Source organism: Sulfurimonas sp. HSL1-2 (assembly GCF_039645565.1).
Classification (GTDB): domain Bacteria; phylum Campylobacterota; class Campylobacteria; order Campylobacterales; family Sulfurimonadaceae; genus Thiomicrolovo; species Thiomicrolovo zhangzhouensis.
Map to the genome: position 1 here is coordinate 1,867,009 of NZ_CP147914.1, position 17,256 is coordinate 1,884,264.

Genomic DNA, 17,256 nt, shown 5'->3' on the forward strand with positions numbered 1-17,256 from the left:
TCCTACGGCAGCGGGACCGCTTCGATCACCTTGTCGATGATCTCGTCCGCCGTCACGCCGTCGGCCTCGGCCTCGTAGCTCAGCACGATACGGTGGCGCATCAGTTCCTTGATGATGAAAGCAACGTCGACCGGGCTGACGTAGTCCTTGCCGCGCAGGTAAGCCATCGCCTTGACGGCTTTGAACATATCGATGCTCACCCGCGGGCTCGCGCCGAACTGCAGCTGCGCTTCGAGGGCATCGAGACCGTACGCCTTCGGGTCGCGGGTCGCGCTGACCAGCTCGATCATGTAGCGCTCGACCTCTTCGTCGACATGCACCTTTTTGACCTCCGCTTTGAGGGCCTCCAGGTCTTCATGCGTGATGACCGCATTAATCGTCTCGGAAACGCCCGCAGCAATCCGGCGGGCGATCTCGAGCTCCTCCTCTTTCGTGTTGTAGCCTACCTTCAGTTTCAGCATGAAGCGGTCCAGCTGCGCCTCGGGGAGCTGGTAGACCCCCTCCTGCTCCACGGGGTTCTGCGTCGCCATGACAAAGAAGGGGGGCGCGAGTTTGAAGCTCTCCTCGCCTATTGTCACCTGCCGCTCCTGCATCACTTCGAGCAGGGCCGACTGCACCTTCGCCGGGGCGCGGTTGATCTCGTCGGCCAGCAGCAGGTTGGTAAAGACCGGGCCGTGCTTGATCTTGAACGCGTTATGCTGCGGGTCGTAGATCTCGGCACCGAGGATGTCCGAGGGGAGCAGGTCCGGGGTGAACTGCACCCGCTTGAACTGCAGCCCCAGGCTCTGGGAGAGGGCTTTGACGGTCGTCGTCTTCGCCAATCCGGGGATCCCTTCGATAAGAATGTGCCCTTCGCAGAGCAGACCGATAAGCAGACCGTCGATCATCTTGTCCTGGCCGACGACGACTTTGGCTACCTCGGACTTGATCGCTTCGATTTTGGAGTACATCAATCACCTTCATTAAGGATAATAGCGGCCATTATAACGTTTTGAAGGTATAGATTGCCCTGCCCCGATGCCGAAGCCGCCGGGATGGCGGATGAAAAAAGGAACGATTACGGCGCCGAGAATGCAGCGGCACACTTTTTTTCGGTTTTTTTGCATTTTCTTCCGAAAAAGTATTGACTTTAAAAACTGTTTTTCGTATAATTCCCGTCCACAAACGATGAGAGCTTATCTTAACGTTTGAATGTCTCGTTAGCTCAGCTGGTAGAGCACGTCACTTTTAATGATGTGGCCGTTGGTTCGAATCCAACACGGGACACCATTGTTACTCCTTAGTGGCCCCATCGTCTAGCGGTTAGGATCCCAGATTTTCATTCTGGTTACCGGAGTTCGAGTCTCCGTGGGGTCACCACTTTCCCAAACAACATTTTCGATTCAAAAGCACTTCAATCCAAAGCACTTTAATTACCAATAATTTTTAGCGTAACGCGCCCGATGCCACGAGGCGTTTGACCAGTTTCATATGATTCATCACGCGTTCAAAATAGGGCCAGTTCACCATGCCGCCGTTGTAGCCGCTGACGCTTTTCATATAGTCGTGCCGGCGGTTCTTGAGGATGACGAGGTAGTGCGCGGCGATGCCGGCGGAGAGTTTGAGGTCGGTGAGCAGCAGGTTGGCGATCTGCATGTCGCTGCGCGCGTTCAGCCACGCCAGCTTTTCGACCCGTGCGGCGACATAGCGTGCCGTCGCCACCTGGACCTGCATCGGCCCCAGCGACGCCTTGGTGATATCGACCCCTTTATGGAAGTCGCCGATGATGTTCCGCCCCGCACTGCTCTCGGTAAGGCAGATGGCGCTCAGGGTGTTCTCATACGTCTCGCCGCCGCGGTCGGGCACGCTGCGCGCGATGTCCCGGACCGTCTGCAGCGTTGAGAGCTGCTCCGGCGTCAGCGCGGCGCGCAAAAGCGCCGATGTCGCATAAAGAAAAATCATCAGTCGTACCAAAAGAGTTCCTCGTCAAAAAAATGCGTGGAATTGTACAGGAATAGTACGAAGAGGGTCGATAGATAATGTTTTTATATGAAATAATTAAGAACTGCTAATACATATCCCCTGCTACCGACGGTGACACAGGGTGTAGAGGGCTTAAGCTTAATGCGTAAAAATGACACAATTTGAAGAAAAAAGTACTAAAAATGGCTTTTTTCTTAAATGAACTACTCTCAGAAATCTGAAGAAGGGAAAGAGGGCGCTACCGTTATTCCCAATCTTTGAATTTATCGGTGGTGTGTTTGTCTTTTTTATAGCGGCGGCGGTTCATCGATTTTTCGATCTGGTTGGCGGTATAGAGAATGTCCTCTTTGAGCGTTTCGATCGTGGCGTCGCTGTCGCGGTAGGCGAGGATCTTGGTGACGAGGGTTTCGAGGTCGTTGTAGTCCCCTTTGTAGAGCGGGACCTTTTCGGTACGGTCTAGGTATTTGCGGTTGTTGTCGACTTTCTTGTCGAACTGCTCGCGCGTCGCGTCCTCCGCCTTGAAAAGATACTTGGTGATACTGCTCGTAAAACGCTCGAGTACCCGGATGTAGCGGAGCCTTGCGGTATCTTCCACTTTTTTCGCCGAAACCTTTGCCAATAGTTCACCTTTCTCGGAAGCTCAGTCGCTATAATTATACCTATTCTAAGAAGGTAGCAACTCTATATGAAAAAACTGATTGTTTTATGGTTTATCGTCGTCGCCAGTCTCCTGCATGCCGAAGTCATCAACGAGCCGGCAAGCAAGGCGCTGCTGGCCAAACAGATCCCCGTCGTCGACATCCGTACCCCGGGCGAATGGAAAGAGACCGGCCTGCTCAAAGGGAGTATCCCCATCATGTTCTTCGATGAAAAAGGGGGCTATAACGTCGACCACTTTATGCTGGAGCTCAAGGCAAAAGTCGATACGACCAAACCCTTCGCGCTGATCTGCCGCACGGGCAGCCGCACCTCGATGCTGGCCCCCTTCCTGGCCCAGACCTACGGCTATACCGTCTATAACCTGCAAGGCGGGATCATGACCGCCTACCGTGCCGGCCTTCCCATCGTCCCTTATCAGTGAAAGCGCTTAAAATCGCCCTGCTGATCCTGCTGCGGGCCGCCGCCGTTTTCAGCGTCATCGCGCTGATCGTCTTTCTCTTCTGGGGATTTTTGTACCTGCTGCTATATTGAGCGGTTACTTTTTGAAGCGGAAGGATTCGGCTTCGAGCAGGCTCCGCAGCTTCTCACTGCACTCTCCCTGGAACTCCATCCACGGCGCCTTGTAGCTGCCGCCGGAACCGAGCTTTTTCTTCACGCTTTTCAGCACTTCTTCCGCATCGCTCTTTTCCAGGGCGAACGGCCCGACGAGCGTGACGGTTTTTCCCCGCCGCTTTTCGCGTTTGAAGACGAGAAGGTGTTTTTCGGGTGCGAGCAGCTCCGCCGGCACTTCCGTCCGGTGCGCTTCCACTTCCGACCAGCCGCTGCCGAGGTCCCCGCCGATAAAGAGGTCGAGCTTCTTACCGCGGCTCATCTGTATCTCCGATATATTCAAACCGTTTGATGCAGACGCCTTCGTGGGGGATGCATTCGGTAAACATGGAGAGCGGACGGACCCAGAGTCCGTGTTCGCCGTACAGCGCACGGTAGACGACGAGCTCCTCCTCCGTCTCGGAGTGCTTCGCCACGCCGAGCACCTCGTAGTGCTTCCCTTTGTAGTGCTGGTAGAGGCCCGGTTTAAGCACCGACGACCTTTTGGGAGAGGACACACATCCCATTCGCTCTGTAGGCACCGGCGTCGATGCTTTCCATCACGGTATCGGCGTCGCAGCAGTTTGTATCATAGAGCACGACGATCACCTCGTCGCCCTCCTGAAGGAAGGTCGTCTCACCGTAAGCCGTATAGCGCGTCGCCCCGATGCTGATGATCATCTTCTCGGGGTATCCCGCCGCTGCCAGATAGGAGAGCACCGGTTCGAGCGGACCGGTATCGGTCTGCGTGTTGAGCTGGTTGACGATCCAATCCGTGAGCTTGCTGTGGAAATAGCTGTAGCCCGTCAATGCGGCATCTTCACCGTAACGGTGCAGTTCGCTGCCGCGGCGCAGGAAGGAGGCGATGTGCCAGCTGTCCATCACGCCGTCCGGCGCGAAGGTGTCAATCGGCGTCATCTCCGCTCCGAGCCCCTTGCTCATTTCACCCCAGTTCTTCTTCTGCGAGATCTTTTTCGCTCCCGGGCGGCGGATGGAGCAGTCGTTGTAGGGAGCGAAACGCTCCGGCACGACCGCAACGACTTGGCCGTCTTCATAGCGCAGGCTGCACTCCAGTGCCACTTCCGGTTCCGCCTGGACATTCAGTGCTGCATCTTCGGGCAGTCTGATGGTGTCGGAAGAGAGGGGGTAGACGCCTATAGGCGCCTCAAAGCCCGGCATGTAGAAAGGGAAGATCCCCTTGGGACCGTTTTCGTCGGCGACTTCAAGGTCTTTGAAATCCTCGATTTCCCCGGCCTGCTCCAGGTGCAGGGCGAAGTTGCCGGCGATGCCGAACCCGGCGTAAGCTTTAAAGCTTTCCATGCTCTTTCGCCTCGGCAAACTCTTCGTAGCTGCCTTTGAAGTCGATATAGCTGCCGTCGGGCTTGAGTTCGATAATACGTGAGGCGAACGCGTCAAGCAGTTCGCGGTCATGGGAGACACAGATGACGTTGCCGTCGAAATTGAAAAGCGCTTCACCGAGGGCAACGATCGCTTCGAGGTCGAGGTGGTTGGTCGGTTCGTCCATAACGAGGAAGTTCGGCCCTTCGAGCATCAGTTTGCTCAGCATCATCCGGTGCTTCTCGCCCCCGGAGATGTTCGTCGCCGCTTTCTCCTGCTGCTCACCGTTGAAGAGCATACGCCCCAGGCAGTTACGGATCTCGGAGATGTCCGCTTTCGGGTCGAAGGCGCGCAGCCAGTCATAAAGGGTGTCGTTGCTCTTGATACGGTCGGTCGTATCCTGCGGGAAGTAGCCCGGCTCTATGGTCGCGCCCCACTTCACCGTACCCTCTTTGGGCTTGAGCTCTTCCATGATGATCTGGCAGAGCGTCGTTTTACCGACACCGTTGGGACCGATCAGCGCGATCTTCTCGCCCGGCTCGATGTGGAGGCTGATGTTGTTCAGGACCGGGCCCTCGCCGTAGTCGTGGCTGACGTTGATGACGTCCAGGGCTTCGTCGCCCATCTGGCGCTTGGCCTTGAAGACGATACTCGGGTCACGGCGGCTTGATGGCTTGATATCCTCGATCTCCAGTTTTTCCAGCTGTTTCTGGCGGGACGTCGCCTGCTTCGCTTTGGAGGCGTTGGCGGAGAAGCGGCGTACGAAGGCTTCGAGCTGCTCTTTTTCCTTGAGCTTCTTATCGCGCTCCATCTCCATCTGCTTCGCCATGACGTTCGCGGCGATGTACCAGTCGTCGTAGTTGCCGGTAAATTCGCGGATCTTCTGGAAGTCGACGTCGAGGATGTTCGTGACGACGGCGTTGAGGAAGTGGCGGTCGTGGGAGATGACGACCATCGTCCCCTCATGGCGCTGCAGTTCGTTCTCCAGCCAGCTGATCGTCTCGATGTCGAGGTTGTTGGTCGGTTCGTCGAGGAAAAGGACTTCCGGTTTCGGGAAGAGCACCTGGGCCAGCAGGACCTTGAACTTGTCGCTGGAAGGCAGCGAAGACATCAGGTCATGGTGCTGCTCCGCCGGAATGCCGACGTTCTCGAGGATCTTCGTGATGTTGACGTCATACTCGTACGTCGGGTCCTCCTCGACGCTGATCACTTCCAGCTCCGCCAGGCGGTTGTTGACGGCGTCGTCTTCGAAGTCGCCGTTGGCATAGAGCTCCTCTTTTTCCTTGATGGCATCATAGAGGCGCTTGTTGCCGTACAGTACCGCGTCGGCGATGGTGTAATCTTCGAAGGCGAACTGGTTCTGCCCGAGGACGCCGACCTTCAGGCCCGATTCGATGGAGATCTCCCCTTCGTACTCTTTGTCCTGTCCGCTGAGGATCTTGAGGAATGTCGTCTTCCCGGCGCCGTTCGCACCGATGAGACCGTAGCGCTTGTGCGGGTCGAGTTTGAGGTTGATGCCTTCGAACAGCACGCGGCTGCCGAAGCGTTTTGTCAGGTTTGTAACTTGTACCATTATGTCATCGCTTCTGTAATTTTTTCGCGATTATACCATACAGCACTTTTTGAATTTTTTTCCGCTGCCGCAGGGACAGGGATCGTTCCGCCCGACGGAGGCTTCATAGAGGGTGCCTTCGTCATAGTACCAGCGGCCGTCCATGCGGCGGAAGGTGCTCTTTTCGTGGTGCACCCTGATGGGACCGTCGCCTTCGCGGTAGTAGGCTTTGAAGCTCACCGTTGCCGCACTGTCGGCCTCTTTTGCCTCGAGCACGTCCAGTTTAAGCCACCTCGTCGCCTCCGCATGCTGCCGGATCAGTTCGGCATCGTCTGGCACCTGTTTTTCGGGAACGGTTGTCGCGACGAGGTACTCACCCGCACCGAGCACATAGGCACTGTAACGCGAGCGCATAAGCGCCTCCGCCCCGGACACCGGGGCACTCCCGTCGATCAACGGTGCGCAGCACGTCTCGAACGTTTTTCCGCTGCCGCAATAACACTGCATATCCTCTCCTTCAAATGGGGGACGCATCATACCATGCAGCGCCAAAAGGGGTTATGCGGCGGAAAGGTAGCGGCTCATCAGGGCACAGTGGCGCGCCCGTTCGTAGTGGGAAGGGGTCAGGGCGACACCCTCGAGACGATGCAGCATCCCGATAAGCTGGTCATAGTCGTTGAAAGCGAGCCCTTCGCCATGAAGGACACGCCGCGCCATCTCAGCGAGGACGGCGTCACTCGCATATTCGGGGAAGAGCATCCGGAAGTGGGCGTACGATACCGCAAGGCCGCTGCCCTGCGGTGCGAAGTATTCCGCGACGATCTGCTGGGCGCTGCCTGCTTCGAGCCCTCTGGCGACGAGCGCTTCGGCGACGGCCTTGCGCACTTCGTGTTCGGACTGCTCGGCGCTGCGGACAGTCACCGCGCTCGGACGCAGCGGGACGGCAAGCAGCAGATTACCCGCCAGAATCAAAGAACCCATAACTGTCATGACCGGTCGCATTCACTCTCCTCGCCGTTTATTTTGATATCCGATCAGTTTACCGTCAAAGAGTAAACAGTGTGCATGCCTCGCGAAAACCCCGGATTCAGGCTATAATTACGCATGACATACAAGATCGAAAACGAATTCATCGAACTCAACAAACTCATCAAGCTGCTCGATCTCGTCGACAGCGGCGGGCAGGCCAAACAGCTGATCGAGAACGGCCTGGTCCTCCGCAACGGCGAGGTCGAAACCCGCAAACGGGCGAAGATCCGCCCCGGCGAAACCATCACCATCGGCGACGTCACCATTAAGACCGTCTGAGGCGCGTACGATTTTCGTACCGTTAATGCGCCTCTAAACACCCCCTTTGCTATAATCGCGCCATGATTAAAACATTTGCACAACTCCTCGCGGAGGAGAAGATCGACACCATTGAAAGCGCACTGAAGGTGGCGCTGACAAACGCGAACGAATCCCCCTTCTGGTCCCAGAAGGTCATGCCCCTCGCCCAGGCCGTGCTTTCCGTCCTCGTACCGCTGCGTGACCAGGGACTGCTCTTTGACCCCGAAGGCAAGCCCCAGCCCCGTCTCACACCTGCACTGCTCCTGCGCTGGTGCGACCTTGTCAGCCTCAAGACCCTGGCGTTCACGCTGCAAAAAAGCAACGAGGCCGGCCGGCTGCTCCGCACCTCCCTCCCGGAAGAAGCCTGCGCAGCCTATGCGCCGGTCGACCTGACCCTGCTCGGCACCTACCTGAGCAGTTACATGGTCAACCTCGAAAACGAGGCGCTCGATTTTCCGATTGCACACTATAACCTGCACACGGGCATTGCCGGTGCGCTCGAACCCCTGATGAAATAAAGGCTAAACGTGATGACCCAGGAACACCAGGCCCTCAAGACCGAACAGTACCTCAACCCGGCGGAAATCACCGCACACCTCGAAGGCGTCGAGTATATCGTCATGGCAGCCCCCGCCGTGCGTGACACGGCCAAAGCACCGATCCACTTCACCCTTTTTCTCAATACGGCCGACAACCTGCCTGCCGATATCCAGCAGGCCGTGCTTGACAAATTCGCCGACCAGTACGGCTTCCGCAATATTGCCGACCTTTTCAGCCAACCCGACCGCGTCGCTTTCGCCGTGACCACGCAGGAGACGCCGATGCCCCTGCACCTCTTCAAGCCCGAAGACAAGATGCGTCTCCCCTCCACCGTAATGTTCGTCATGGATTTCGAGGCCGATTCCGACAACTTCCCCGAGGTCAAAGAGAAACAGCTGACCGGCTGGACCTACGCTTACGAAACGGAATAAATACACCCTGCTCCACCCGCTGGCATCTACTGCATGCCGGTGTCGCTGTCATCATGCTATAATTTTGCCACTACCATTCAAAGGAATCCTCTTGTATAAACGTATCATGCTCCCTGCCCTCCTCCTGCTCCTTCTTGGCGGCTGCAGCAAAGTCACCAAAGAGAACTACGACAAAATCGAGTCAGGCATGTCCTATGACGAGGTCGTCAAACTGATCGGGAAACCCGAAGGGTGTTCGGAAACCCTCGGCATCAGCAGCTGCCAGTGGAAAAACGACGGTGCCGTGATCGATATCAAGTTTATCTCCGACCAGGTGACGTTCACCTCGGCCAAAGGGCTGAAGTAGATCTTCCCCTTCTGCTTCCGGCGGGAGCAGACCTCTCCTCATGCATTTAGCATCGTCTCTACAACCCCTTTTCATACCGCACGCCGAACAAAACTTCCGACACGACAAACGGTGCCGGTCTGATCACTGGGAGAAAAAGTGGAATAAAATAAGGGGAAAAAAGGTGTAGAAGATGGCGGGAACCCGTCGTTAACGGGTCTCCCGCCGAGGGTGCGTGGGAAGTTACATCATCCCCGGCATGCCGCCCATGCCGCCCATGCCGCCCATATCCGGTGCAGGTTTCTCTTCCGGAATCTCGTGGATCGTCGCTTCCGTCGTCAGCAGGAGGCTGGAGACGGAGGTCGCGTTCGTCAGCGCGACGCGCTCGACCTTGAGCGGGTCGATAATACCGGCTTCAAACATGTCGACATATTCGCCTGTCGCCGCGTTGAACCCGACGTTCTCGTTCGTAGCCGTCTCGATACCGTTGACGACGACGCCCGTATCAAAGCCCGCATTGGCAGCGATCTGCTTGACCGGCGCCTTGACGGCGCGCAGGATGATCTCGTAGCCGATCTTCTGGTCGCCTTCGAGGTCAAGGCTGACTTTCGCCGCTGCACGGATCAGTGCGGCGCCGCCCCCGATAACGATCCCCTCTTCCACGGCGGCTTTCGTCGCGGAGAGTGCATCGTCGACGCGGTCTTTTTTCTCTTTCATTTCCGTTTCCGTCGCAGCACCGACCTTGATGACCGCCACACCGCCGGAGAGCTTCGCCAGGCGCTCCTGGAGCTTCTCTTTGTCGTACTCGGATGTCGTCGCCTCGATCTGCGTCTTGATCTCGTTGATACGCGCCTGGACCGCCGCGCTGTCGCCGACACCGTCGACGATCGTCGTGTTGTCCTTGTCGATGACGACGCGGGACGCCTGGCCGAGGTCAGCAAGGTTCGCAGACTCGAGCGTACGGCCGATCTCCTCGGAGATCACCTGGCCGCCGGTAAGGATCGCGATATCCTGCAGCATCGCCTTGCGGCGGTCACCGAAGCCCGGCGCCTTGACCGCGGAGATGTTAAGGATACCGCGCAGTTTGTTGACGACCAGGGTCGCCAGCGCTTCGCCTTCGACATCCTCGGCGATGATAAGCAGCGGACGGTTCGTCTTCTGCACCTGCTCGAGGACCGGCAGCAGGTCTTTGAGGTTGCTGATCTTCTGGTCGAAGAGCAGGATGAACGGGTTTTCGATCTCCGCGATCATCTTCTCGCTGTTGGTGATGAAGTAGGGGCTGAGATAGCCGCGGTCGAACTGCATCCCCTCGACGACGTCGAGTTCATCGCTGATCCCCTTGGCCTCTTCAACGGTGATAACGCCGTCCTGGCCGACTTTTTCCATCGCTTCGGCGATCATGTTGCCGATTTCGCTGTCGGAGTTCGCGGAAATCGTCGCGACCTGGGCAATCTCGGTTTTGTCCTTGATGGACTTGGAGATGGCTTTGAGCTCGGCAAGGATCGCTTCAGTCGCCTTGTCCATACCGCGCTTGACTTCGACCGGGTTCGCACCGGCCGTGATGTTGCGCAGACCTTCCTGGAAGATAGCATTGGCAAGGACCGTTGCGGTCGTCGTACCGTCACCCGCCTCGTCGGCCGTGTTGGATGCGACCTGCTTGACCAGCTGCGCGCCCATGTTTTCCAGCGGATCTTTCAGCTCGATTTCGCGGGCGACGGAGACGCCGTCTTTGGTGATGTTCGGAGAGCCGTAGCTCTTCTGGATCAGGACATTGCGTCCGCGCGGCCCCATCGTGACCTTGACGGCATCCGTCAGCTTCTGTACGCCTGCGGCGAGGGTATTGCGTGCTTCATCCGAAAAGTGAATCTCTTTTGCCATATCTGTCTCCTCTAAAATTTATTTGATGATTCCAAAAATATCGTCGGCATCCATGATGAGATACTCTTTGCCGTCGAGGGAAAGCTCGTTGCCGGAGTATTTACCGAATACGACGGTGTCGCCGACAGCGATAGTCTCGACGTCGCCGCCGATCGCAACGATCTTGCCCTGGGAAGGCTTCTCTTTTGCATTATCCGGGATGATGATCCCTGAAGCGGTGGTCTGCGCGTCTTCGACACGCTCGACAAGCACACGGTTACCAAGTGGTTGAAAGTTCATGTGTTCTCCTTTGCTTAACAAAGCACTATGTGCTAAAAATTTTACGCGCTAATTTTACTTTATAGCCATTCAATTGTCAAGAACTTTAGTCAATTTGGCTAAAGAATAATTAGCCGATTAACATATAAACTGTTTAGCTAAACTATTGCGAAAAAGAAGGCGATCACTTTTAGGAAAATCTAAGGACTCTGAAACTATAATTTCGGTCTTTCAAACGGATGTCAAGGTAGCTCAGCTGGTTAGAGCGCTGGTCTCATAAGCCGGAGGTCGAGAGTTCAAGTCTCTCTCTTGACACCATCCTTCAAAAAACTCCCTGTTTTCAGAACCTTCAAAATTAATGCATTTAAAGTGTGCCCGAATCGTGCCCTTTTGATACCTCAACGGCGTTCTACCGGCATCTTCTCAGAACGTTTTCCTGATATAGAAAGCCGCATAGTTTTGTGCCGTCTGCTTCGGCGTCGTATGGACAAAATCTTCGGCATCGGCGAGCTGCAGGCCTTCAGGCAATTCCGCCGCCATCTTCTTTTGGTCATACCGCATTGTCTGCAACCCTGCACACGCGCTTTCGCCGTCAACGGCAAAGGTGTTGATGATAGCGGTTCCGCCCGGAAGCAGGGAGGCGTACATCACCTCGAAATACTTCCGGCGCTCCGTTGCGTCCAGCAGAAAATGGAACATCGCCCTGTCATGCCATACGCGGAACTGCTTCGTCGGGTTGAAATTGACTATATCCGAACAGACGTATTCAGGGATGTCAGCATCCGATGCCAGGCGATCCCGCACGATCTGCAGCGAGGCTTCAGACGCGTCCAGCAAACAGAGGTTGCGGTACCCCTTTGCGATCAGGTTATCAACCAGGAGTGAGGCACCACATCCCACATCGATGACACCGTCATCCGGTCGCGCGAAGGTTTCGATCTGTGCAAGCGATTTTACAGGAGTAGTTTGATGCCACAGGACGTCGGTATATGTTTTGGATCTGAAAAGGCTGTCCCAGTGTTCCCGGCGGAACGCATCCGGTAGAACGTTTTTCATATTTTCTGTCGTGTCGCTCATCCGGACGATTACGAAAGCCCCAGCTCTTTGTCGATCGTCTTCTGGTCGAAGCCGCAGATCCAGCGGTTGCCGATGAGCACGACCGGGACGCCGCGGCAGCCGTGTTTGAGACAGTCCTTCGCCGCCTGATTATTTGTGGAGATGTCGATGGTACGGAAGCGGATCCCTTTGTCCTTGAGGTACTTCTTGGCCGTCGCGCACCATTTGCACCCAGGTGCTGTGAAGAGTGCGACAGGTTTCTGGCTTTTGGGCTTGGGTTTGCCGCCGCTCTTTGATGCAGCGGGCTTCGCGCCACCGGGCTTCTGCCCCTGAGGTTTGCTTTTTGGTTTCTCTGCCATCGCTTTGCCGTCCTACTCTTTCGTCACGATATAGAGCTGCTCGTGGTTGTACTTCTTGAGCAGGTCCATCACCGTCACAAAGTTCTGGAAGGTCGCATCTTTGTCACTGCGCAGCACCACCGTCTGGTCCTTGGGAATCTCGGAAATGCGTTTTTCCAATTCCGCGACGCTGATCGGCGTCTTGTCCAGGTGGTACTTCCCGTCCTTGGTCACGTAGACGTCGATCTCTTTACGATCCTCTTTCTTGTCCGCGGACTTTGCATCGGGCAATTCCACGGGAAGGATCCCCTGCTTGATGAATGTAGCGGTCGTGACAACCATGACAAGCAGGACAAGCAGGATGTCGATCAGCGGGATGACATTGATCTGGTCAAAGCGTTTACGCTGCATCCTGCTGGTTCCCTTTTTGCGTGTTGACGTCCCAGTAGGTGAGCAGCCGCTCCATCTTGCGCAGCAGTGCCGTGTAGAAGACGATGGAAGGAATCGCGACGAGGATACCGAAACCGGTCGCCTTCAGCGCCAGTGCCAGCCCCGTCATGACTTTTTTCGTATCGACCGTACCGATCTCGCCAAGACCGTAGAAGGTGATCATAATCCCCAGGATCGTCCCCAGCAGACCGACATAGGGCGCGTTGGCCCCGATGGCAGAAATCGTCGAGAGGTTGTCGCTGAGATCAAGCTCCAGCAGCTCTTTGCTGTCATAGGCGTTGACATCGACGCCTCTGTAGTACATCAGCCGTTCAATAAAGAGCCACAGGGCAATCACACTCATTACCAGCAATGTGCCCATCACTCCGTAATCCAACAACCGTTCTGCCAACTCCAACCAATTACCCTGCATCTTCTGCTACCTCCGCTAAATTAAGTGTTACCGTCGTCCCCTGCCCGGGCGCCGAATCGATACTGAGCCCGATCCTGTGCCGGTCGCAGTAGCGTTTGACGAGATCGAGCCCGATCCCGTATCCCGGAAGAGAGTCGTCGCTCTGATAGTAACGGTCGAACACCTTGAAGAGCTCGACCTCATCCATGCCGCGCCCCTCGTCCCGGATCTCAAGACGTTTGGCTTTCAGGTTCATGCTGATTGTCGTCCCTTTGGGCGAGTTTTTGACCGCATTGTCGATCAGGTTGTCCACGACTTTGATGAAGCCCATTCTATCGAGTTTCAGACTAACGGGCTCTAAATCGCATGCCAGCGTTATACCGGGATAGATCTCCTGCAGCGCCTCACAGCGCTCCTGCAAAAGAGGAGCGATCGCAACGGTGTCGATCCGCTCACGCTGCATCTGGCTTTTGATCAGGTAGTCCAGTTCATCGTAACGGGCTTCCAGGAGTTCGCAGGCCGAGGCGATCCGGCCGATCCGTTTGCGCGACTTTTCATCCGTGCACCCCTTCTCGAGCATCTGCGCGTTCGTCTTGATCGTACTGACGGGGATGTTGAGCTCGTGCAGCGTCTCCTTGGAGAAACGTTCCAGGGTCTCGAAGTGGCTGATCAGCGGTTCGATCGCGATCTTTGAGAACATCCATCCCAGCAGCAGCGCGAACGGCAATGCGATGAAGAGCAGCGAAACGATGGAGAAGATCTGGAACTGCAGCTGGAGCACATAGACCCCGGCGACTATCGTCAGCACCGAAACCACGTAGAAGAAGGCGATCGCCAGGAAAAAGTTACGAAACAAGGCGGTACCCCACCCCACGGATATTTTCGATCATCTCCGCACCGATGAGCTGTTTGATGCGGTTGATGTAGACGCGTACGGCTCCTTCGCTCCCCGATTCGCCGGCGCTCCAGAGCACCTCCTCGATCATCGCTTTCGTGACGGTCTTGTTGCAGTGGCGCATCAGCAGGGTCAGCAGGTCATACTCTTTGCGCGTCAGTTCCAGGGCGTTGCCGTCGAAGAGGACCGTATGGTGTTCCGGGTCATGGCAGAGGCGCCCGTTGCAAAGGCCGTCGAGACGCCCGCTTCGGCGCAGCAGCGCCGTGATCCGCCAGAGCAGCTCGTCGTTGTCAAAAGGTTTTGTCAGGTAGTCGTCCGCCCCCGCGGTGAAGCCCTCTTTACGCTTCTCTTTTTCCTTGTGCGACGTCAGGAAAATCGTCGGTGTCGTATCGGCCGCAGAGCGCAGTTCGGAGAGCAGGGTCAGCCCGTCGACCTGCGGGACGTTGATGTCAAGGAGGTAGAGGTCGAAACTCTCTTCAAACGTAACATCGAGCGCTTCCTGACCGTTGCGGCACCAGCGTACAGTATAGCCCTCATCCTCCAGCAGATCGCCGAGCGTCTCGCCCAGCAGAAGGTCGTCTTCAAGCAGGAGGATGCTGGCCGTCGTCATAGCACGTCTTCGATACTCCAGCCAATCGTTTCGCCGGCGAACATCGGAACGACGTCACCGTATTTGGCCGGAACGGTAAAGGGAGTGTCGGAAAGAGTAACCTCTTTGAACTCGGGGCAGATGCCGTAGATACTCTGGGCATTGTCGCTGATGAAGGCCTGCAGGTTATCGAGCTTGCCGTAGTGGTCAAAAAGCTCGCACAGTGCCTGCAGCGCGATGGGGGCCGTAAAGACACCGGCGGCACAGCCACAGGCCTCTTTTTTATGCTGAGGATGCGGCGCGGAGTCCGAGCCGAACATCACCTTCGGATGGGCTTCAAGCGCGACGCTCAGCAGCGCTTCGCGGTCCTCGGGACGTTTCGCGATCGGTTTGCAGAAAAGATGCGGCCGCATCAGCCCGCCCGCTACGTCGTCGAGGGTGATGAGGAGGTGGTGCAGCGTGACCGTCGCGTAGAGGTTGGGGTATTTGTCCAGCATATCGACTGCCGCTTTTGTCGTAATATGCTCCATGACGATTTTGAGGTCGGGGAAGTTGGAAGCGAGCATCTCGTAGATGCTCATGAATTCCGCTTCGCGGTCCATAACGAAACCGTCGGTCTCGCCGTGGATCAGCAGCGGGATGCCCAACGCACACATCGCCTCGAGGGTCGGACGCATGGCATCGAGATCAAAACGGCTCACACCGCCTTCGGAGTTCGTCGTGATCCCTGCGGGGTAGAGCTTGATGGCAAAGATGTCATCGCGTACCTCTTCGAGGAATTCGCGCTCATAATGCTGGTAGAAGAGGGTCATCAACGGCTCGAAATAGTCGGCATTGGTCGTTTCGAACATGTCGTCCTCATCGGTGAGGGGAGTACCGAGGGCTGAAAAAATACGCTCTTTATAGGACTGAACATCCTCTTTGGAGGTAACCGGCGGGACCAGGTTCGGCATCACGACGGCGCCGCTGAAGCTGTAGGCGCTAAGCGGGGCGACCGTCTCGAGCATCACCCCGTCGCGGAGGTGGAGGTGCATATCCAAAGGCATTAAAAGCGTATGGGTTTTCATTGAAATCCTTGAATTCTTAATCAATACTTTATTCTAACATTTCGCGGATTTATTTGAGCACAAAGCGGATCGGGACGTTCAATGTCAAAGCGTGCCGGGGGTGCGGCAGACGGCCCGAAAGCGACGTGATCGTTCGGATGGCCGCCCGGTCAAGGATCTCCCGTGCGTGTTTCTGAATCGTGACGTCGTGGACGCTACCGTCCGGCTCCACACGGAAACTGGCCACTACTTCTCCCTCAATGTGGCGTTTGCGTGCCATACGCGGGTAGTAGAGGTGGCGCTGCAGCAGCTGCGCAATAATGGCCAGGTGCTCATTCATATAACTCTCGCTGCTCTGCACTGAGGCGCTCTCATCCGCGCCGGTCTGTTCGGCAGAGGATGCTTCGGCTGTGCTTTCCCCCTCGGCCGCCGCTACCGGTTCCGTTTCAGTCATCACTTCCATCGCTGTCTCGGGCTGCGTCTCTTCGATGAACGGTGCCGGTTCCTCTTTGACAACCGGCAGCGGTTTGACCGCGGGGGTCTTCAGGACGACCGCCGGTCTGACGATTTCCGGGCGCTTTACGACCTTCTCGGGCGCTTTTTCCTTAACTGGGACAGGCTTGACCGCGGCAGGTGCCGGGGCCACAGCCTGTTCGCTCTTTTTCGGCGGCAGTTTCGGGGCCACCCGTGATAATGAAAGGCAGTAATGCGGCGCTTCCGCCGAGACCGACATCGGAATCTTCGGCAGAACGACGATGAGCAATACAATCCCTATCGTCAGGTGCAGCGACAATGAAACCAGAAATGCCTGCGGGGAACGTGCCATACCGAATCCTAACTGAAAAGTATTACAAAAGTATTAATCTGCTTCTGCTATGATTGCGCGATGTACGCGAGATTAAAACGCCTGTTACGGCCCGAAAAACACAGCTCCGAACCGCTGACGACCGACCTGCATTCACATCTCGTCCCCGGGATCGACGACGGGGCCAAAGACTTAGAGACGTCACTGAACCTCGTGCGCTCACTCTACGATCTTGGATACCGCCGCCTCATCACGACACCGCATATTATGATGCACCGCTTTCCCAACTCCCGCGACACGATCCTGCGGGGGCTCGACACCCTTCGCACTGCGATCGACACCGAAGGGATTCCCGTGACGATCGACGCAGCCTCCGAGTACTACGTCGACGAGCACTTCCGCGAACTGATCGACAAGGGAGAGCTGCTCACCTTCGGCGAAAATGAAGTGCTTTTCGAGCTCTCCTACGTCATTCCCCCCGTCGACCTCGACACCATCATTTTCGAGCTCCAAAGTAGCGGCTACCAGCCGGTACTCGCCCACCCCGAGCGCTATCTCTATATGCACAAGGATGAAGAGGCCTATCCCCGGCTCAGGGAGAAAGGGGTCCGTTTTCAGGTCAACATCAACTCCCTGGGGGGCTACTACTCCAAACCGGTCCAAAAAGCCGCCCGTCGTCTCATGGATGAAGGGTGGATCAGCTACCTGGGATCCGACACGCATCACCGGCGCCATATCGACGCCCTTACCAAAACGCTGCGCGCCGATATCGTCACCAAGGTGCAGCGAAACAACACCTTGCGCAATAACGTGCTTTAGGCGCGG

At 56.4% G+C, this 17,256-nt stretch carries 25 protein-coding genes and 3 tRNA genes; 9 read left to right on the plus strand and 19 right to left on the minus strand.

All coding sequences use genetic code 11. From position 1 onward, the window contains the following. Positions 1 to 2: 2 nt before the first annotated feature. Positions 3 to 950: a MoxR family ATPase gene (locus WCX18_RS09590; RefSeq protein ID WP_345987370.1), complete on the minus strand. Its 948-nt coding sequence runs from the start codon at positions 948 to 950 to the stop codon at positions 3 to 5. A gap of 243 nt (positions 951 to 1,193) precedes the next feature. On the opposite strand from WCX18_RS09590, the gene WCX18_RS09595 reads away from it, so the two are divergent. Next, positions 1,194 to 1,269, plus strand: a tRNA-Lys gene (locus WCX18_RS09595). 15 nt (positions 1,270 to 1,284) lie between these two features. Continuing rightward, a tRNA-Glu gene (locus WCX18_RS09600) sits at positions 1,285 to 1,359 on the plus strand. Between the two features lie 66 nt (positions 1,360 to 1,425). Here the strand turns inward: WCX18_RS09600 and WCX18_RS09605 are convergent. Together WCX18_RS09605 and WCX18_RS09610 are read right to left on the minus strand one after the other, a co-directional pair. After that, positions 1,426 to 1,953, minus strand: coding sequence for a hypothetical protein (locus WCX18_RS09605; RefSeq protein ID WP_345987371.1), 528 nt, complete (start codon positions 1,951 to 1,953; stop codon positions 1,426 to 1,428). Between the two features lie 253 nt (positions 1,954 to 2,206). Further along, positions 2,207 to 2,581 carry a hypothetical protein gene (locus WCX18_RS09610; RefSeq protein ID WP_345987372.1) on the minus strand — a complete coding sequence of 125 codons (375 nt, stop codon included), beginning with the start codon at positions 2,579 to 2,581 and terminating at the stop codon, positions 2,207 to 2,209. Between the two features lie 66 nt (positions 2,582 to 2,647). On the opposite strand from WCX18_RS09610, the gene WCX18_RS09615 reads away from it, so the two are divergent. Beyond that, positions 2,648 to 3,043 (plus strand): rhodanese-like domain-containing protein, encoded by a 396-nt coding sequence (locus WCX18_RS09615; RefSeq protein WP_345987373.1) that lies wholly within the window; start codon positions 2,648 to 2,650, stop codon positions 3,041 to 3,043. Between the two features lie 114 nt (positions 3,044 to 3,157). On the opposite strand, the gene WCX18_RS09620 is transcribed toward WCX18_RS09615, so the two are convergent. From WCX18_RS09620 to WCX18_RS09645, 6 genes are read right to left on the minus strand one after another with little or no spacing between them, the layout of a single operon-like run. Continuing rightward, positions 3,158 to 3,493: a translation initiation factor gene (locus WCX18_RS09620; RefSeq protein WP_345987374.1), complete on the minus strand. Its 336-nt coding sequence runs from the start codon at positions 3,491 to 3,493 to the stop codon at positions 3,158 to 3,160. Continuing rightward, positions 3,480 to 3,704 carry a DUF1653 domain-containing protein gene (locus WCX18_RS09625; RefSeq protein ID WP_345987375.1) on the minus strand — a complete coding sequence of 75 codons (225 nt, stop codon included), beginning with the start codon at positions 3,702 to 3,704 and terminating at the stop codon, positions 3,480 to 3,482. Before WCX18_RS09625 ends, WCX18_RS09620 begins: the two co-directional genes overlap by 14 nt. Further along, a complete protein-coding gene (locus tag WCX18_RS09630) occupies positions 3,697 to 4,530 on the minus strand; it encodes a DUF5718 family protein (protein ID WP_345984948.1) in 834 nt (277 codons plus the stop codon). Before WCX18_RS09630 ends, WCX18_RS09625 begins: the two co-directional genes overlap by 8 nt. After that, positions 4,517 to 6,121, minus strand: coding sequence for an ATP-binding cassette domain-containing protein (locus tag WCX18_RS09635; protein WP_345987376.1), 1,605 nt, complete (start codon positions 6,119 to 6,121; stop codon positions 4,517 to 4,519). Before WCX18_RS09635 ends, WCX18_RS09630 begins: the two co-directional genes overlap by 14 nt. Before the next feature lie 30 nt (positions 6,122 to 6,151). Next, positions 6,152 to 6,607, minus strand: coding sequence for a YchJ family protein (locus WCX18_RS09640; protein ID WP_345984950.1), 456 nt, complete (start codon positions 6,605 to 6,607; stop codon positions 6,152 to 6,154). 51 nt (positions 6,608 to 6,658) lie between these two features. Next, entirely contained in the window at positions 6,659 to 7,102 is a 444-nt protein-coding gene (locus tag WCX18_RS09645) for a hypothetical protein (RefSeq protein WP_345987377.1), read from the minus strand. Between the two features lie 102 nt (positions 7,103 to 7,204). Between WCX18_RS09645 and WCX18_RS09650 the strand changes: the two genes are divergently transcribed. From WCX18_RS09650 to WCX18_RS09665, 4 genes are all read left to right on the plus strand, one after another. Next, the gene (locus WCX18_RS09650; RefSeq protein ID WP_345987378.1) at positions 7,205 to 7,408 is read left to right on the plus strand and encodes an RNA-binding S4 domain-containing protein; all 204 of its coding nucleotides are present in this window, start codon (positions 7,205 to 7,207) and stop codon (positions 7,406 to 7,408) included. Positions 7,409 to 7,470: 62 nt separating this feature from the next. Beyond that, a complete protein-coding gene (locus WCX18_RS09655) occupies positions 7,471 to 7,947 on the plus strand; it encodes a hypothetical protein (protein WP_345987379.1) in 477 nt (158 codons plus the stop codon). Between the two features lie 12 nt (positions 7,948 to 7,959). Beyond that, a complete protein-coding gene (locus WCX18_RS09660; RefSeq protein WP_345987380.1) occupies positions 7,960 to 8,400 on the plus strand; it encodes a hypothetical protein in 441 nt (146 codons plus the stop codon). Positions 8,401 to 8,491: 91 nt separating this feature from the next. Then, positions 8,492 to 8,746 (plus strand): DUF3862 domain-containing protein, encoded by a 255-nt coding sequence (locus tag WCX18_RS09665; RefSeq protein WP_345987381.1) that lies wholly within the window; start codon positions 8,492 to 8,494, stop codon positions 8,744 to 8,746. A gap of 222 nt (positions 8,747 to 8,968) precedes the next feature. Here WCX18_RS09665 and groL read toward each other — a convergent pair whose 3' ends face one another. Further along, positions 8,969 to 10,603, minus strand: a complete 1,635-nt coding sequence (gene groL / locus WCX18_RS09670; RefSeq protein WP_345987382.1) for a chaperonin GroEL — start codon at positions 10,601 to 10,603, stop codon at positions 8,969 to 8,971. An 18-nt stretch (positions 10,604 to 10,621) separates the two neighbouring features. Further along, the gene (gene groES / locus WCX18_RS09675) at positions 10,622 to 10,882 is read right to left on the minus strand and encodes a co-chaperone GroES (RefSeq protein ID WP_345987383.1); all 261 of its coding nucleotides are present in this window, start codon (positions 10,880 to 10,882) and stop codon (positions 10,622 to 10,624) included. A 220-nt stretch (positions 10,883 to 11,102) separates the two neighbouring features. Here groES and WCX18_RS09680 point away from each other — a divergent pair. Next, positions 11,103 to 11,179, plus strand: a tRNA-Met gene (locus WCX18_RS09680). A 105-nt stretch (positions 11,180 to 11,284) separates the two neighbouring features. Here WCX18_RS09680 and WCX18_RS09685 read toward each other — a convergent pair. From WCX18_RS09685 to WCX18_RS09720, 8 genes are read right to left on the minus strand one after another with little or no spacing between them, the layout of a single operon-like run. Continuing rightward, on the minus strand, positions 11,285 to 11,938 hold the full coding sequence (locus WCX18_RS09685) for a class I SAM-dependent methyltransferase (RefSeq protein ID WP_345987384.1): 654 nt from the start codon (positions 11,936 to 11,938) through the stop codon (positions 11,285 to 11,287). An 8-nt stretch (positions 11,939 to 11,946) separates the two neighbouring features. Next, the gene (locus WCX18_RS09690; protein ID WP_345987385.1) at positions 11,947 to 12,276 is read right to left on the minus strand and encodes a glutaredoxin domain-containing protein; all 330 of its coding nucleotides are present in this window, start codon (positions 12,274 to 12,276) and stop codon (positions 11,947 to 11,949) included. Between the two features lie 12 nt (positions 12,277 to 12,288). Further along, a complete protein-coding gene (locus WCX18_RS09695; RefSeq protein WP_345987386.1) occupies positions 12,289 to 12,666 on the minus strand; it encodes a biopolymer transporter ExbD in 378 nt (125 codons plus the stop codon). Beyond that, a complete protein-coding gene (gene exbB, locus WCX18_RS09700; RefSeq protein ID WP_345987387.1) occupies positions 12,656 to 13,117 on the minus strand; it encodes a TonB-system energizer ExbB in 462 nt (153 codons plus the stop codon). The genes WCX18_RS09695 and exbB overlap by 11 nt, the downstream gene beginning before the upstream one ends. After that, positions 13,107 to 13,952, minus strand: a complete 846-nt coding sequence (locus WCX18_RS09705; RefSeq protein ID WP_345987388.1) for a HAMP domain-containing sensor histidine kinase — start codon at positions 13,950 to 13,952, stop codon at positions 13,107 to 13,109. Before WCX18_RS09705 ends, exbB begins: the two co-directional genes overlap by 11 nt. Beyond that, positions 13,942 to 14,601, minus strand: a complete 660-nt coding sequence (locus WCX18_RS09710) for a response regulator transcription factor (protein ID WP_345987389.1) — start codon at positions 14,599 to 14,601, stop codon at positions 13,942 to 13,944. The genes WCX18_RS09705 and WCX18_RS09710 overlap by 11 nt, the downstream gene beginning before the upstream one ends. After that, positions 14,598 to 15,647: a dihydroorotase gene (gene pyrC, locus WCX18_RS09715; RefSeq protein WP_345987390.1), complete on the minus strand. Its 1,050-nt coding sequence runs from the start codon at positions 15,645 to 15,647 to the stop codon at positions 14,598 to 14,600. Before pyrC ends, WCX18_RS09710 begins: the two co-directional genes overlap by 4 nt. Positions 15,648 to 15,696: 49 nt before the next feature. Beyond that, positions 15,697 to 16,452 carry a TonB family protein gene (locus WCX18_RS09720; protein ID WP_345987391.1) on the minus strand — a complete coding sequence of 252 codons (756 nt, stop codon included), beginning with the start codon at positions 16,450 to 16,452 and terminating at the stop codon, positions 15,697 to 15,699. A gap of 60 nt (positions 16,453 to 16,512) precedes the next feature. Between WCX18_RS09720 and WCX18_RS09725 the strand changes: the two genes are divergently transcribed. Continuing rightward, a complete protein-coding gene (locus WCX18_RS09725; protein WP_345987392.1) occupies positions 16,513 to 17,250 on the plus strand; it encodes a CpsB/CapC family capsule biosynthesis tyrosine phosphatase in 738 nt (245 codons plus the stop codon). The last annotated feature ends 6 nt before the right edge of the window (positions 17,251 to 17,256 follow it).

Coding starts and splice junctions, on each gene's coding strand:
- WCX18_RS09690 (WP_345987385.1), bottom strand. CDS start 12,276: ATGGCAGAGAAACCAAAAAGCAAACCTCAGGGGCAGAAGCCCGGTGGC.
- WCX18_RS09615 (WP_345987373.1), top strand. CDS start 2,648: ATGAAAAAACTGATTGTTTTATGGTTTATCGTCGTCGCCAGTCTCCTG.
- groES (WP_345987383.1), bottom strand. CDS start 10,882: ATGAACTTTCAACCACTTGGTAACCGTGTGCTTGTCGAGCGTGTCGAA.
- groL (WP_345987382.1), bottom strand. CDS start 10,603: ATGGCAAAAGAGATTCACTTTTCGGATGAAGCACGCAATACCCTCGCC.
- WCX18_RS09630 (WP_345984948.1), bottom strand. CDS start 4,530: ATGGAAAGCTTTAAAGCTTACGCCGGGTTCGGCATCGCCGGCAACTTC.
- WCX18_RS09635 (WP_345987376.1), bottom strand. CDS start 6,121: ATGGTACAAGTTACAAACCTGACAAAACGCTTCGGCAGCCGCGTGCTG.
- WCX18_RS09650 (WP_345987378.1), top strand. CDS start 7,205: ATGACATACAAGATCGAAAACGAATTCATCGAACTCAACAAACTCATC.
- WCX18_RS09640 (WP_345984950.1), bottom strand. CDS start 6,607: ATGCAGTGTTATTGCGGCAGCGGAAAAACGTTCGAGACGTGCTGCGCA.
- WCX18_RS09620 (WP_345987374.1), bottom strand. CDS start 3,493: ATGAGCCGCGGTAAGAAGCTCGACCTCTTTATCGGCGGGGACCTCGGC.
- WCX18_RS09645 (WP_345987377.1), bottom strand. CDS start 7,102: ATGCGACCGGTCATGACAGTTATGGGTTCTTTGATTCTGGCGGGTAAT.
- WCX18_RS09655 (WP_345987379.1), top strand. CDS start 7,471: ATGATTAAAACATTTGCACAACTCCTCGCGGAGGAGAAGATCGACACC.
- WCX18_RS09710 (WP_345987389.1), bottom strand. CDS start 14,601: ATGACGACGGCCAGCATCCTCCTGCTTGAAGACGACCTTCTGCTGGGC.
- WCX18_RS09590 (WP_345987370.1), bottom strand. CDS start 950: ATGTACTCCAAAATCGAAGCGATCAAGTCCGAGGTAGCCAAAGTCGTC.
- pyrC (WP_345987390.1), bottom strand. CDS start 15,647: ATGAAAACCCATACGCTTTTAATGCCTTTGGATATGCACCTCCACCTC.
- WCX18_RS09660 (WP_345987380.1), top strand. CDS start 7,960: ATGACCCAGGAACACCAGGCCCTCAAGACCGAACAGTACCTCAACCCG.
- exbB (WP_345987387.1), bottom strand. CDS start 13,117: ATGCAGGGTAATTGGTTGGAGTTGGCAGAACGGTTGTTGGATTACGGA.
- WCX18_RS09720 (WP_345987391.1), bottom strand. CDS start 16,452: ATGGCACGTTCCCCGCAGGCATTTCTGGTTTCATTGTCGCTGCACCTG.
- WCX18_RS09725 (WP_345987392.1), top strand. CDS start 16,513: ATGTACGCGAGATTAAAACGCCTGTTACGGCCCGAAAAACACAGCTCC.
- WCX18_RS09695 (WP_345987386.1), bottom strand. CDS start 12,666: ATGCAGCGTAAACGCTTTGACCAGATCAATGTCATCCCGCTGATCGAC.
- WCX18_RS09685 (WP_345987384.1), bottom strand. CDS start 11,938: ATGAGCGACACGACAGAAAATATGAAAAACGTTCTACCGGATGCGTTC.